At 62.1% G+C, this 14,611-nt stretch carries 12 protein-coding genes and 1 pseudogene; 9 read left to right on the top strand and 4 right to left on the bottom strand.

What is annotated here, in order from left to right:
* Positions 1 to 666, bottom strand: a 666-nt coding sequence (locus tag NW835_RS04520; protein ID WP_414414624.1) for a PD-(D/E)XK nuclease family protein, incomplete at its 3' end; no start/stop codon positions are given.
* 176 nt (positions 667 to 842) lie between these two features.
* On the opposite strand from NW835_RS04520, the gene frr reads away from it, so the two are divergent.
* The 7 genes from frr (at position 843) to NW835_RS04485 (ending at position 9,554) form a co-directional block, all read left to right on the top strand.
* A complete protein-coding gene (frr, locus tag NW835_RS04515; RefSeq protein WP_414363962.1) occupies positions 843 to 1,391 on the top strand; it encodes a ribosome recycling factor in 549 nt (182 codons plus the stop codon).
* A gap of 83 nt (positions 1,392 to 1,474) precedes the next feature.
* The gene (locus NW835_RS04510; RefSeq protein WP_414414623.1) at positions 1,475 to 4,192 is read left to right on the top strand and encodes a CBS domain-containing protein; all 2,718 of its coding nucleotides are present in this window, start codon (positions 1,475 to 1,477) and stop codon (positions 4,190 to 4,192) included.
* Positions 4,193 to 4,280: 88 nt separating this feature from the next.
* Positions 4,281 to 5,216 carry a M48 family metallopeptidase gene (locus NW835_RS04505; protein WP_414414622.1) on the top strand — a complete coding sequence of 312 codons (936 nt, stop codon included), beginning with the start codon at positions 4,281 to 4,283 and terminating at the stop codon, positions 5,214 to 5,216.
* Between the two features lie 243 nt (positions 5,217 to 5,459).
* Positions 5,460 to 6,584 (top strand): 3-dehydroquinate synthase, encoded by a 1,125-nt coding sequence (aroB, locus tag NW835_RS04500; protein WP_414363965.1) that lies wholly within the window; start codon positions 5,460 to 5,462, stop codon positions 6,582 to 6,584.
* A 35-nt stretch (positions 6,585 to 6,619) separates the two neighbouring features.
* Complete coding sequence (locus NW835_RS04495) at positions 6,620 to 7,627, top strand: aspartate-semialdehyde dehydrogenase (RefSeq protein ID WP_414414621.1); 1,008 nt, start codon at positions 6,620 to 6,622, stop codon at positions 7,625 to 7,627.
* 323 nt (positions 7,628 to 7,950) lie between these two features.
* Entirely contained in the window at positions 7,951 to 8,724 is a 774-nt protein-coding gene (locus NW835_RS04490) for a ZIP family metal transporter (protein WP_414414620.1), read from the top strand.
* A 47-nt stretch (positions 8,725 to 8,771) separates the two neighbouring features.
* A complete protein-coding gene (locus NW835_RS04485; protein ID WP_414414619.1) occupies positions 8,772 to 9,554 on the top strand; it encodes an alpha/beta hydrolase in 783 nt (260 codons plus the stop codon).
* Here NW835_RS04485 and NW835_RS04480 read toward each other — a convergent pair.
* The 3 genes from NW835_RS04480 to murC form a co-directional block, all read right to left on the bottom strand.
* Positions 9,520 to 10,299 carry a DUF3598 family protein gene (locus NW835_RS04480; RefSeq protein WP_414414618.1) on the bottom strand — a complete coding sequence of 260 codons (780 nt, stop codon included), beginning with the start codon at positions 10,297 to 10,299 and terminating at the stop codon, positions 9,520 to 9,522. The two genes, NW835_RS04485 and NW835_RS04480, sit on opposite strands and share 35 nt — an antisense overlap.
* Before the next feature lie 139 nt (positions 10,300 to 10,438).
* Complete coding sequence (gene murB / locus NW835_RS04475; RefSeq protein WP_414414617.1) at positions 10,439 to 11,371, bottom strand: UDP-N-acetylmuramate dehydrogenase; 933 nt, start codon at positions 11,369 to 11,371, stop codon at positions 10,439 to 10,441.
* Positions 11,368 to 12,900, bottom strand: a complete 1,533-nt coding sequence (gene murC / locus NW835_RS04470) for a UDP-N-acetylmuramate--L-alanine ligase (RefSeq protein WP_414414616.1) — start codon at positions 12,898 to 12,900, stop codon at positions 11,368 to 11,370. Before murC ends, murB begins: the two co-directional genes overlap by 4 nt.
* A gap of 264 nt (positions 12,901 to 13,164) precedes the next feature.
* Here murC and NW835_RS04465 point away from each other — a divergent pair, with 264 nt between their 5' ends.
* Together NW835_RS04465 and NW835_RS04460 are read left to right on the top strand one after the other, a co-directional pair.
* Entirely contained in the window at positions 13,165 to 14,319 is a 1,155-nt protein-coding gene (locus NW835_RS04465; RefSeq protein WP_414371883.1) for an ABC exporter membrane fusion protein, read from the top strand.
* Between the two features lie 11 nt (positions 14,320 to 14,330).
* Positions 14,331 to 14,611: pseudogene (locus NW835_RS04460) on the top strand (ABC transporter); the annotation flags it as partial.

The raw sequence follows: 14,611 nt of genomic DNA, 5'->3' as shown, positions 1-14,611 counted from the left end.
TTGCCGCAGACGGGCCAGGGTGGCTTTGAGGTGGGCCAGATCCCGCTCGTAGGCGGCGGCGCTGTAGCGCAGCTGAAAAGGCTGCTGCGGGTGTTGCACATACCAAAAGGTCAGTTGCACCTGCTCCGGCTGGAAGGGGACTTCCAGGGGCAGTTGATCGGCCACCCCACACAGCAGCAGCGGGTAGAGGCGCACCTGCCAGTCCTGGGCCAACTGTTCGTCGGGGGGGCGCTGCCGCTCCGTCTTCCAATCCACAATGTGCAGGGATCCCGGGGCAATCACCAGCCGATCCAGGCGGGCAGTGAGGTTGAACCCCTCCATGCGCTGCCAGAGGGGCAATTCGGCCAACACCCGCCCCTGCGGATGAGCATGAGGACTGGCCAAGAACACCTGCCACCACTGGCGTACTGTCTCGTCCAAACCAGACAAGCGCGGCTCCACCTGCCGCCCGCGGCTGTACCACTCCACCAGGCGGTGGAACTGCTGGCCTCGCCGTTGTTCTGCTTCGTGCTCAAAGGCATTGGCTGCAGGCCAGAGAAGCCGCTCTAGGTACACGTAGCAAAACAAGCGGGGGCAGTAGTCCAATAGCGATAGAGCCGAAGCCGAGAGGTTGACCTGCTCAAGCCCCAACCTCAGCGAGGAGAGAGCGGAAGGGATCCCGGACATGGATCAAGACGAGAAGTTCATGACGATTCTAGGGGACTGCAATTGGGTCGGCTGCCAGGACAAAGAATGGCCTCTAGAAAGGGATAGAATTAAACTCAGGCTGGCGCTAGAGGTTTTGGTTTTTGGCCACTAGCGCCTGAGCTTTGGCAAACCGTCTTGAGAGCGAGGAAAAGGCCGTGGAGCTAGCTGAGATCGAGGAGTTGATGAACAAAGCAGTGCAGGCCACCCAGCGCTCCTTTAACACGGTGCGCACCGGGCGGGCCAATGCCAGCCTGCTGGATCGCGTTCAAGTAGAGTACTACGGCGTTCCCACTCCCCTGAAGGCGCTAGCCAGCATTACCACTCCAGATGCCAGCACTCTCTTGATCCAGCCTTTTGATCCCTCGACCCTGGCGGCAATTGAGCGGGCCATCGTCGCCTCCGACCTGGGCCTAACCCCCAGCAACGACGGCAAGGTGGTGCGCCTCAACATCCCTCCTCTAACAGAAGAGCGCCGCAAAGAGCTGAGCAAACAGGTGGCCAAGCTGGCCGAAGAGGGCCGGGTCTCTATTCGCAACATTCGCCGCGACGCCATTGACGCGGTGCGCAAGCAGGAGAAAAACGGCGAGATCTCCGAAGACGAGTCCAAGGGTCGCCAAGAAGAGATCCAAAAATTGACTGACCGCTACGTCAAGAAGATTGACGAGCTGCTGGCAGAGAAAGAAAAGGAACTAACTACGCTCTAGGGCTTGCAGCAGCGCTTTCCCTCGATCCCTGCGGCCGGGGTTTTGGCCTCCGTCAGGATGGAGGGGGAGGGCGGGCTTGTAGCATGAATCTTATCCTGTGTCATCAAGCGGCAGATTTTGACACCCTGGGGGCGGCGGTGGGCGCAGCTCGGCTCTATCCGGGTGCTCGTATTGCCTTGACCGGCGGATCCCTGCCGGGGGTGCAGGAGTTCTTGGCCCTCTACCGGGACGAGTTTCCCCTCATCGAGCTGCGCTCGGTGGATCCCCGCCAGGTGCAGCGCTGGATCCTGGTAGATTGCCACGATCCGGATCGCCTGGGCAAGGCCGCTGCATGGTTGAGCGCACCCGGGACGCAGATCGAGATCTTTGACCACCATGTCGGGGATCCGCCAACCCCGCCCGAGCGCCTGTGGCCCCAGCAGCAAGTTAGCGCTCACATTGAGGCGGTGGGATCCACCTGTACCCTCCTAGTGGAGCGGCTGCAGGCGGCTGGGATCCGCCTCAGCCCCTTTGAGCGGCTGGCCCTGGCTTTGGGCATCCACATGGACACGGGATCCCTGACCTTCCCGGAAACCACTGCCCGCGACGCTGCCGCCCTCACCTGGCTGTTGCAGCAGGGGGTAAACCTGGTGTTGTTGCGGCGCTTCTTGGGGGATGGTCTCACTCCCCCGATGCAGGAGCTGCTGAGCCAGGGGTTGGCCCAGATGCAGGTGGAGGAGGTGGGGGAGTACCGCCTGGGAATGTGGCTGCTGGAGTTGCCGGAGTTTGTGCCCGGCTTGGCCAGCCTGGTGATGCGGCTGATGGAGCTGACAGGGGTGGATGTGCTGCTCTTGGTGGCACGGCAAGGGGAGCGGCTCAGCCTCATCGGGCGGGCACGGCAGGAGTTTGTCCAACTGGGCCAGGTGATGGCCCGCTACGGCGGCGGGGGCCACGACTGCGCGGCAGCAGCTACCCTAAAAGCCTCCCCAGGCCAGCCCTTGCCCGATCCAGCCCAGGTGCTGGCTGACCTCATCCAGGCAGTTAAAGAGCGGATCCCGCCGCCGGTGACGGCTAAGGATTTGATGTCCTCACCGGTGCGCACCATTCGGCCCGAGGTTACCATTCAGGAGGCGCAGCGGGTGCTGCTGCGCTACGGCCACTCTGGCCTGGTGGTGGTGGACGCCCAGGGGCACCTGGTGGGGGTGATCTCGCGGCGGGACATTGACATTGCCCTGCACCACGGCTTTGGCCATGCCCCCGTCAAGGGCTACATGACCACGGATGTCAAGACCCTCTCCCCCGACACTCCGCTGGCGGAGATCCAGCGGCTGATGGTGCAGTGGGACATTGGCCGTCTGCCAGTGCTTCGGGATGGCCAATTGGTGGGCATTGTTACCCGCACCGACGTGTTGCGGCACCTGCACGAGCTGCCGGCCCTCTCGCCTCGCCTAGCTGTTCCTGCCCTCTCCTGTCCTCTGGATCTTACCTTTGCCGCTCTCTCGCCGCGGCACCGCCAGTTGCTAGAGGAAGCTGCCCGCCTTGCCGACGAAAAGGGTCTGCGGCTGTATCTGGTGGGGGGAGCGGTGCGGGATCTACTGCTGCACCAGTGGGGACGGCAGCCTTCCTCTCGCCTGGAGCGGCTAGATCTGGACTTGGTGGTGGACGGGCCTTACCCCTTGGCCGCCGATGGTACGGATCCGCCGGGCTGGGGGTTGATCTTGGGGAAGGCCCTCAAGCAGCACTTCCCCGAGGCGCGGTTGGAGATCCACGGCAAGTTCCAGACGGCAGCCCTGATCTGGCCAGGGGGCTTTTGTGTCGATATTGCCAGTGCCCGCACGGAGTTTTACCCCTACCCGGCTTCGCCACCTGAGGTGGCCATGGGATCCATCCAGCAAGATCTCTACCGGCGGGATTTTTCCATCAACGCCCTGGCCCTGCGCCTCAACGGCCCCCAGCGGGGTCAGTTGCTGGATTTTTTCGGCGGGCAAGCGGATTTGCAGCAGGGGATCATCCGCGCTCTCCACCCCAACAGCTTCATTGAGGATCCCACCCGCATCTACCGGGCGGTGCGCTTTGCTGTGCACCTGGGCTTTACGCTGGATCCGACCACCGAAGAGTGGATCCGCGCTGCTGTAGCCAGCGGCCTCCACGATGCCGTTGGCGGGGAGCGCCTCAAGCAGGAGCTGGCCTACATCCTCCGCTCCCAAGACTGGCCCATGGCCTTTGAGCGGCTCTCGGCGTGGGGAGCCCTGCGCTGCATTCACCCCGATCTAACCTGGGAGCCTTCCCTGTGCCAGCGGCTGCAACGGGTTGGCCGCTGGGCCTATCACTTCCGCCGCCGCTACCCCGAGTTGGGATCCCAGGAGATCTGGCAACTGCGCCTGGAAGCTCTGCTTCTGGCGCTCCCCCAAGCGCCCCAGGTGGCAAGCCAGCTCCACCTCACCCAAGCAGGCATCGAACGCCTCAGCCATTTTCCCTCTTACCAAACCCTGCTGGCGCAACTGGCAAGCGGATCCCTATCCCCAGCTCAGGTGGTACAACGGCTGCAGAGGCTGCGCATCCCGGCGGTGATCCTGTTAGCTGGGCTCGCCGCTAAGCCGGCGCGGCGGCTGATCTGGCGCTACCTGCAGGAGTGGCATTGGGTGAAGCCGCTCCTCAACGGACATGATTTGCGTTGCCTGGGCTACAAGCCGAGTCCTCTCTTTCAGGAGATTCTGGATCGCCTGCGCTGCCTCACCCTCAACGGCGAGCTCACCACTCGCGCTGAGGCAGAAGCCTGGCTGCGGGAACACTTCCCCTTGCCGCAAGCTCAGTCAAAGTAGCCAAAAGGGTAGAGGGGTTTCCATTTCTGGTAGGACGATCCCATTGCCAGATCGCTAGCCTAAGAGAAGGCTGTCTTGGAGGCATCCAATGCGGGTATTAAGACCTCGCTCTGCTGCCGAGGCAATCCCGTTGGTGGGCCCCATCCCCTCTCAGAGAAGGAGTTGCTGCGCGGCCAGGCCGGTTGCCTTTGCTCTACTGGCCATCCTTGCCGCTGGGATGGGATCCCCTGCCCAAGCCCAAGACCTGGGTCGGCTGCTGATCCACGGCCTGCAATGGCTGCAGGTGAGCCAGATGAACGATGCCCAAGAGGTGAGCTTGGGCCGCCAGATCGACCAGCAACTGAAAGCCCGCGGACAGATTCGCGTCAGTGCAGATCCCTATTGGGTGGAGCGGGTGAATCGCATCGGCCAGCGGCTGGCCGCCCACAGCGAACGCCCCAACTTGCCCTATACCTTTCAGGTGGTGGAGGATCCAGACATCAACGCCTTTGCCACGATGGGCGGTTTTGTTTACATCACCACTGGCGCCCTGGGAGCTGCCGACAACGACGACCAAATTGCCGCTGTCTTGGGCCACGAAATCGCCCATATCAGCGAACGTCACGGCCTTCAACAACTGCAGCAGGCTGCCGCCGCCCGCTTTGGCGCCCAATTGCTGGGACCCGATGACAACACCTTGGCTGCCCTAGCCCTGGAGCTGGGAGTACGCCGACCGCAAAGCCGCGAAAACGAGTTTGTCGCCGACGAAAAAGGTCTGTGGGCCACCTATCGCGCCGGCTTCGATCCCAGGGGCATGTCGCAATTTTTGGCCAAGTTGCAATTCCGTCCATCCCTGCCGGACTTCTTGCGTACCCATCCCCCCATCGCGGAGCGCATCGCCCGCCTCAACCAGCTTATCGCTGAGCACAGCATGGTCAGCCCTGCCGCCTATGGCTCCGGCGGCTCCACTTGGCCTTCGCAATCTCTCCCCCAAACCCAGCGCCCCGAAATTGAGATTCTGCCGCTGCTGCCGGTTTTGCCCTGAGTAGCCCGCTGGGATCCGTTTTTCCCCGTAGGGTGGAGATCGACACCTGGTGGGGAATGCTTCGCACCGCTGGCGCGAGCAGTAGGCAAGGGTAGTCTTGTAAGCTGAGAAAGAGCTCCCCACCTGCCCTGTACGCATTTCATCTAAAGTGGGCCGTAGGACTGGCTAAGCTAGAAGGCATGGGAAAAACGTCAAGCACCAGAACGTGCCACACTGGATCCCATCTCTTCAACAGCGGCGCCCATGGATCCCTGTCTAATCCCTGTCAAGCTTCCCCACAGCTCCTACGACATTCTCATCCAGTCCCCCGCAGGTTCCGGCGGCCACAGCCTCAGCCAGTTGGGATCCCAGATGCGAGCTTTGGGGCTAGCCGGCAAGGTGCTGGTGGTGAGCCATCCGGGTATTGCCAAGCATTTTGCCGAAAAGTTGATGCAAGGGTTGCAACAAGCCGGGTTTGCCGCTCATCTTTTTCTGTTGCCCGCCGGCGAGCGCTACAAGACCCTGCGCTCCGTGGCCAAGATCTACGATGCTGCCTTGAGCTTTGGCCTGGAGCGCTCTTCCACCCTCGTGGCCCTGGGAGGCGGGGTAATCGGGGATATGGTGGGGTTTGCTGCCGCCACCTGGCTGCGCGGGATCCCTTGGGTGCAGGTGCCCACCTCGCTTTTGGCCATGGTGGATGCGGCCATTGGCGGCAAGACCGGCGTCAACCATCCTGGTGGGAAAAACCTAATTGGGGCCTTCTACCAGCCGCGCCTGGTGTGGATTGATCCAACGGTGTTGCAGACCTTGCCCCGGCGGGAGTTTACTTCAGCCCTAGCCGAAGTGATCAAGTACGGCGTCATCCAGGCTGCCGACCTGTTTGAGTTTTTGGAAGACCGGCCCAGGCTGAGCCGCTATGCCGACTTTGCTCCCGCAGATCTGCACTATCTGCTGCGCCGCTGTGCTGAGTGCAAAGCCTGGGTGGTACAACAAGACGAACGAGAGGGGGGCCTGCGGGCCATCCTCAACTACGGCCACACCCTCGGCCATGCCCTGGAAACTGTTACCGGCTACCGCCGCTACCTGCACGGGGAGGCGGTTGCCATTGGCATGGTGGCTGCGGGGGAGATCGCCCGTCGCCTGGGGTGGTGGAGCGCGACTGAGGCCGAGCGGCAGCGACGCCTTATCGAAAGGGCAGGGCTGCCCAGCCACTGGCCCGCCGGGATCCCTTGGGAGGCGGTGCTGCAGGCGCTGCAGGCAGACAAAAAAGTCAAGCAAGGGCGGATCCGCTTCGTTCTGCCCCGCCGGATTGGCCAAGCGGAGCTGACCGATCAAGTCGAGCTGGCGGATGTGCAGGCCGCTCTGGCCGCAATGACAGCAACCTCTTGAACCCTAGAATTAGGAAGACCTGAGGACAAGAAAGCATGGGACGGCAACAACGGGTAGCCATCTTGGGGGCCACAGGAGCCGTAGGAATGGAGCTGCTAAAGCTGCTGGAAGAGCGCCGCTTTCCGGTGGCAGAGCTGAAGCTGTTGGCCTCGCCCCGCTCGGCGGGCACCCACTTGACCTTCAAGGGAGAACGGATCCCGGTGGAGCCGGTTGCAGAAGCGTCCTTTCGGGGTCTGGACCTGGTCTTGGCCTCTGCCGGGGCAAGTGTTTCCAAAACTTGGGCCAAGACCATCGTCGAGGCAGGGGCAGTGCTAATTGACAACTCCAGCGCCTTCCGCCTGGATCCCGATGTCCCGCTGGTGGTGCCGGAGGTCAACCCCCAGGAAGCCTTTCGCCACCAGGGGATCCTCGCCAACCCCAACTGCACCACCATCCTAATGTGCGTGGCCATCTACCCGCTGCATCGCCACATCCCGCTGCGCCGCGTGGTGGCTGCCACCTACCAGTCCGCTAGCGGGGCCGGGGCCCGCGCCATGGTGGAGCTAGAGGAGCAAACCCGCGCCTACCTGCAAGGCCAACCGTTGCAGCCGCAGGTGTTCCCCTATCCCATTGCCTTCAACCTCTTCCTCCACAACAGCCCCCTGCAAGAAAACGGCTACTGCCAGGAAGAGATGAAGATGGTCAACGAATCCCGCAAAATTATGGGATCCCCCCACCTACGGCTGACGGCTACTTGCGTGCGGGTACCGGTGCTGCGCACCCATGCCGAGGCCCTCAACCTGGAGTTCGAGCAGCCCTTCCCGGTGGAAAAGGCCCGACAAATTCTGGCCCAGGCTCCTGGGGTGGTGCTCATCGAAGATTGGGAACGCAACCGCTTCCCCATGCCCATTGATGTAGCCGGCAAAGACGAAGTGGCCGTGGGCCGCCTCCGCCAGGACATCTCCGAGCCCAAAGCCCTAGAGCTGTGGCTGTGCGGGGATCAGATCCGTAAAGGAGCAGCCCTCAACGCCATTCAAATTGCCGAGCTGCTTTTGAAGGACTAACTGCAAGCTGAACACCTTTAGACGCTGTAATCGGCAACGCGTTTTCCGCAGGAGCGGCAGCTCAGTTCCAGAGAGCCTAGCACCAAGATGAGTTTATTGTAAAGTGACGAAAAACATTGACACCCGGGTTGTCTGGTGCTTGGCAGGGTAACGAGCTCCAGAGCAGGGATCCCCAGCCTACGACGCTGGTGGGGAAGGTCGCAAGCTGTGCCTCAGCAGCCAAAGAACCATCTTCAGCCGTCGAGGAAAAAGAGCCGGTGGATGGGAATTAACCAGAAAAAGGGGAAAATTAAGAGGCATTGGGCCTTGGCGGAGAGTAGCTTGTGCATCCAATTGCAACGGGATCCCTGGCCAGCTTTGTGGCCGGATTAGCAACGGGGCTGGGGGCTTTGCCGGCGCTGTTTCTCCCCTCGCTCTCGGCGAGGGTGCAAGGGATCCTGCTGGGGTTTGGGGGTGGGGTGATGTTGGCCGCCACCTCGTTTTCGCTGCTGGTGCCGGGCACCGAGGCGGCGCTGGCACTGGGATATTCCCAGTTGGGGGCGGCCGTGGTGATGGTGGCGGGCCTGTTGCTGGGGGCGATCTTCCTGGAGAGTGCCCACCAGTTTCTTCCCCACGAGCACTTCTTTAAAGGGATCGAAGGGGAGAACCGCGCCCATCTAAAGCGGATCTGGCTTTTTATCATCGCCATTGCCCTGCACAACTTCCCAGAAGGCCTGGCAGTGGGGGTGGGGTTTGCCACCGGCCAAGTCGGCGATGGGTTGGTGCTGGCACTGGGGATCGGCCTGCAGAACATGCCGGAAGGGCTGGTGGTGGCCTTGTCGCTGGCAGGCCAGGGGTACTCGCGGCTATTTGCTTTTGCCATTGCCCTGCTGACCGGGCTGGTGGAGCCCATCGGCGGCATCGTGGGAGCGACAGTGGTTTCTCTGGCGCAGTCCTTGTTGCCCTGGGGCATGGCCTTTGCCGCCGGGGCAATGTTGTTTGTGATCTCAGATGAGATCCTCCCCGAGTCGCATCGGCAGGGGCTGGAGCGGGAGGGCACCTTTGGCGTTCTCAGTGGGTTTGTGGTGATGCTGCTGCTGGATATTGCTCTGGGTTAAAAAGGGATCCTGTCCTGACCTGGGTCAAGTCTTGAGGCGAGGTTTTGATGCTGAGCAACGAGCCTTTTCTGTGGCGGGGATCAAGGGAGCACGCCTGCCTGCTGCTCCATGGGTTGGGGGGTGGCGTCTACGAGTTGCAGTGGCTGGCGGAGCGGTTGCTGGCAGCCGGCCTGACAGTGCAGGGGTTTAACTACCCTGGCCACGAGCGTCCAGCACCCCGCATGCCCCCTTCCCGCTGGACCGACTGGTACGGGCGGGTTTTGGAACATTACCTAGCCCTGCGGCAGGAGTACCCGCGTGTTTCGCTGGTGGGGTTTTCCACCGGCTGCCTGTTGGCGCTGCACCTGGCCTTTGCCCATCCTGTCCACAAATTGGTGCTGCTGGCGCCGTTTTTTGCCATTCGCCACCACTGGTACTATCTCTTTCGCCCGGAGCAGTACCTCAACAGCCTGGGCTGGCTCTTGGAAGATGTCCCTCGCTTTCGCCTAGCGATTCGGGATGGCGATGTCCGCGCTTTGGCAGAAAAAGTGGCCTATTTTCGCAGCTTCAATCTGACGGCAGTGCGCAGCGCCCTTGAGCTCATCGAGCGGGTCAAGGGGGAGGTGGCCAGTGTCCAGGTTCCCACCCTCATCCTGCAGCCGCGCCAAGATACGGTGGTGGATCCTGAACAAGCAGCGTGGCTTTATCAAGAACTGGGATCCGCCCAGAAGAGCCTGCATTGGCTGGAGCACTCCGACCACATTCTCACGTTGGACTGTGAGCGGGAGACGGTGTTTGCCCAGGTCTGCGCCTTTCTCACCCAGGATCCCGTTCCAGCCGGATCAGCGTAACCCGTTGCCAGGTGCCACGCTCGTCGTAGTCGCGCACCAGGCGCAGCAGGTGGCGGCCTTCCGGCCCTTCCGGAAACCAGCCTAGGCTGACGGAAAAGCGGCGATCCCGATGCAGGGTGGGGATGGGCAAGGGACCCGGCCCGCCAATCCACAGCCCCCCCGGCAAGGGATCCCAGGGGCTGGTCCAGTCTGGTTCTGAGAGATCGACGTTGGTTTCGCTGAGCAGGCTGTCAGTGGCAGAAAAGCTCTGGGCGATCCCCCGCCATCGCCCTTGCAGGGCCAGGCCTAGTTGCGCCCTAGTAAGTGAGGGAAAGTCGGCAGCAAGATCCAGCGCTTGGCCGCGCCGCTCCAAGATGACGGTCACCCCCACCAAGCGGCCCTGGGCGTCCCACTGTTGCACCAGCCGCGCCTTGCGATCCCCCCAGAGGAAGCCCTGCTCGACAGCAAAATCGCCAAATGGCGCCAGTTGCAGCCGCCCGTTGGAAAAGGAGCCATCGGGGAAAAAGCGCAAGCCGGGCGAGAAATCCTGATAAACCCAGCTCTGGTGGCTTTCGGGGGTAGGGGATCCCTCTAGGGGGTAGTAGGCATTGGTTTGGCGGATCCCGCCCAAATCCAAAGCTTCAAAGGTGATGAGGCTGCGCTTTTGGCCCACCAGCTCCCAACCATGAGCCGTGGGTCGGTAGTTGGAAAAGAGGCCCTGCCACGTTCCTAGGTGCAAAGCTAGACACTGTCTCTGGGTTTTCATAAAGCGATGGAACTGTTGCGGACGGGGAAGGGGAGTACTCTCTCTTTGGCTCGCCGCTTGCCTATGGCTTGGCTAGCTCTGGAGTGGGTGGCAACCCCCAGGGGCTCCTTCGAAGCAACCATTGCGGGGTACTGGCCCTCTAACCAGTTTCCTCAAAGGAGCCTAGAATCCGTACTTCTGGCTCCAGAAGTATTGACCACTGCTGATAAACCTTTTCCTGCGCCAGGCGAATCAGGCGATAGATGTCGCTGGCGCTGGCCTGGCCGCAATTGAGGATGAAGTTGGCATGGCGCTCGGAAATCTGGGCCCCGCCAATCCGGTAGCCCTTTAGACCGGCCTGCTCAATTAACCAGCCGGCAGGGTAGGTTTCGGGGTTGCGAAAGACGCTGCCACAACTGGGTAGATGGTAGGGCTGAGAGCTGAGACGCTGGTTGAGGTTGCGCTGGGTTTCCCACTGCACCTGGGCTGGATCCCGGCCTGGGATCAACTGCAAGGTTGCCCCTATAACCGTCCAGGGCAAGTCTTGCAGGCGAGAGCGGCGGTAGCCAAATTGCAAGGCAGCAGGTTCCAAGCGGCAGGGCTTCTGGTCTTCATCCAAAATCTGCACTTCCACCAGCACATCCGCCATGGCGCGCCCATGGGCGCCGGCATTCATCACCACCGCTCCCCCCAGCGTGCCTGGGATCCCGATGGCCCATTCCAAGCCGCTCCAGCCCCGCTTGGCAGCTACCCGCGCTAGGTTGACCAAAGGTTCTCCGGCAGCGGCCCAGATCCTTCCCCCCTCCAACAGTTGCAGCCCGCGCAAACGCCGGGTGTGGACAACCAGCCCCCTCAACCCCGCATCGCTGATGAGCAGGTTGCTACCTGCCCCCAACAGGGTGACAGGGATCCCTTCGGCCCGCGCCCAGGCCAAACACTGCTGCAGCTCCAGGTTGCTGCCGGGCTCACAATACCACTCCGCCTTGCCACCCACGCGGAAGGTGGTCAGAGGAGCCAACGGGATCCCCGCTTGCATCCGCCCAGAAAGCCGGGCAACGCAGGAGGCATTGGGCACGCAGGGAGCTGTAGTCATGATGCCAATACCTCAGAAGCCCCCATCTCCCCGATCCCATTCTCCGCTTGCCCCGGCAATTTTTCCTCCAAGTCTGCCAGAGCCTGCTCCCCCACCTGAGCCGCATAGGCCCGCATCGTAGCGGCTATCTGCTGATTGAGATCGCCTGCGCCCAAAAAAATGGCGAGATCTCCAGGCTGCAAAACAGAGGCCAACACCTGCGGCAATTCCCGCAAAGAAGACACATAGCGCACCTGGGGATGGTGCTCCGCCACCGCCACAGCCAACCGCAAGCTGTCAGAACGCTCCGGCGCCGGCTCTCCGGCCCCGTATGTGGGCACGATCACCACCACATCTGCATTCTCGAAGCAGCGGGCAAAATCTTGGAACAAGGCGGCCAAGCGGCTGTGGCGATGGGGCTGAAACACCGCCACCACCCGCCGCTGCTGCAGATGGGCCGCCCGCAGCGTGGCGCGAACCTCGCTGGGATGGTGGGCATAGTCATCGATAAAGGTGACCCCGCCCACCTCGCCCTTGGCTTCAAAGCGGCGCTGCACCCCCCGAAACTGGGCCAGAGCAGAGGCAATCACGGGGAACTCCAAGCCCAACTGCCTCCCGACGGCAACGGCGGCCAAAGCGTTGCTGAGGTTGTGGGATCCCAGCACCTGCAGGCGGAGCTGGCCGAGGAGGGATCCCCTCTCCCAGATCTCAGCAGAGGTAAAATCCGCGGCATAGACGATCTCGCGCGCCTGGTACTGGGCTTGGGGATGGTCGGCCAGGCTGTAGCCAATGTCCACCGCCAGGTGGGTGGCCACGTTGGGGCAATCTAGGCAAGCCACCAGGGTTTGGCTCTGCTGCCCGTACTGCTGAAAGGCCCGGATTACCTGCTCCAGATTGGCATAGTGATCCGGGTGATCTAGCTCAATGTTGGTGATCACGCCAATCTTGGGGTAAAGCCGCACCAGGGATCCATCCGACTCATCCACCTCCGCCACCAAATATTCCCCCTGGCCCAGACGGGCGTTGCCATCCCAGGCGTCCATCTCTCCGCCAATGATTAAGGTGGGATCCCAGCCTGCTGCCAGCAGCACATAGCCAATCATGCTGCTGGTGGTGGTTTTGCCATGGGTGCCTGCTACACCAATGCTGGGGCGATGGTTAAACAGGGCAGCCAGTAAATCGGCTCGATGCCAAACCTTTAATCCCTTGTCTAGAGCCGCTGCCAATTCCGGGTTGCTGGGACGGATGGCGCTGGAATAGACCACCTGGGGATCCCCGGCCAAACCCTCTAGAGTGTGGCCCTGAATAAAGCGTACCCCCAAGGCTTCCAGGCGACGGGTACGGCCATTGGCGGCAATATCTGAGCCGGAAACGCGAAACCCCTGCTTGGCCAAAATATAGGCTAGGGCCGACATCCCCACTCCGCCGATCCCAACAAAGTGGTAAGCCGGCAGTAGCGGCTTTAACGGATCCAAATTTTTGGCAGGCAGAGATGGAGAACGAGCTGGCGCCGGCACAACGGGATCTTCCCCTGCAACTGTTTCCACCATCGCAACTCCACCTCACTCCTCGCACCACACCTAGAAATTGGCACCTGCAGAAGGGCCCCGAACAGGCCAGATCATATCAGGAATCCCTTGGGTTAGGTAGCCGACGGAGGCCGACAACCGAAGATCAGCCGAAGAAAAACAAGTACCCGAAAAATAAACACATGAGAAAAACCTGGACATCCTCGCCCCATAAACTTTACATTTATTAAAGAATTGCAACTGTAACGACCGTCCCCAACCGCAAAACTAAACGGGCAGGGAACGATGAATCAGCGGCTACTCTGGTCTATTGCGGGAGCTGGATTGCTGGCCGGAGCCGGGCTGGCCTGGCTGGGACTGAGCCAGCAGGCGGCCACCCAATCCGTATCAGAAGCAAATGCAGAGGCAACGGAGGAAACGCGGCTACCTCCCCGTATTGGCGCCCTGGGGCGCCTGGAGCCGGAAGGAGAAGTGGTGCGGGTGGCCGGCCCCCCGGGAGAGCGGTTAGGAGAGCTGTTGGTAGCTGAAGGGGATCGCGTGGTGGCAGGCCAAGTGTTGGCGCGACTGGAAAACTATGGCGAGCGCCTGGCGGAGCGGGAGTATGCTGCTGCCCAACTGCAAGAAGCCCGCGCCCGACTAGAGGCCGAGACCCGCTTTGGCCAAGCCCAAGTTGAAGAGGCGCGCACCCGCCTCAACCGTCTAGACGAACCGCAACAGTTGCAGATCCGATCCCAGGAAGCGGTGGTGGAGCGCCTTCGGGCGGAGCTGGCCGATGCTGAGGCCAACCTGGCTCGCTTTCAGACCCTGTGGCAGGAGGGGGCTATCTCCCAGCAGGAGCTAGACCAGAAGGCTCTGCTGGTGCGGCAACGGCAGGAGGACTTGCGGGCCGCTGAGGCCACTCTGGATCAACTGCGCCTGGCCCGCGAGCGGGATCTGCGCAACGCCCAAGCCCAGGTGCAAGCCGCTGAGGCAGGGCTGAGGCGGGCCCAAGCGCAAGTGCAACTGGGATCCCTGGCCCGCAACCTGGAGCTGGCAGAAGCCCGCCTGGAGCGCACCCTCATCCGCGCCCCTCGGGCCGGCCAGGTGCTCAAGATCCACACCCATCCTGGGGAAGTTATCGCTGCCGACAAAGGGATCCTCGAGCTGGGCAACACCGACCAGATGATGGTGGTGGCGGAGGTCTACGAAACCGACATCCTGCGGGTGCGGCCCGGACAACGGGCCACCATCAGCAACCGCGCGCTGCCAGAAACGCTGCAGGGCCGGGTCGAGCGCCTGGGCCTGCAAATCGGCAAGAAAGATGTGCTCAACACCGACCCCGCCGCCGATGTGGATGCGCGTGTGGTGGAGGTGTATATCCGCCTGGATCCGGAAAGCAGCGCCCGCGTGGCTGGCCTGACCAACCTGCAAGTAGATGTGGCCATCGAGGTCGAGGGGTAGGGGGGGGGACGATGTCCGGCTTGTTCAGCGTAGCGTTTATCGGGCGCCGCATCCCGTTGGCCTGGCTGCAGTTGACGCGGGAGAAGATCCGCCTGCTGGTGGCCCTGGCGGGCATTGCCTTTGCCTGCATCCTTATGTTCATGCAGTTGGGCTTCCAAGACAGCCTGCTGGAGAGCGCCATCCGCTTCCACGTCGCCCTCAAAGGGGAGATCTTCCTGGTCAGCCCCCAGTCCAACGCCCTCATTGCCATGAACACCTTTTCCCAGCGGCGGCTGTACCAGGCACTGGGCTT

It is taken from the genome of Synechococcus sp. OH2 (assembly GCF_047462155.1).
Lineage (GTDB): Bacteria > Cyanobacteriota > Cyanobacteriia > Thermostichales > Thermostichaceae > Thermostichus.
The sequence above is the reverse complement of the archived record's forward strand: the minus strand, read 5'-3'. Positions and strand labels throughout refer to the sequence as shown.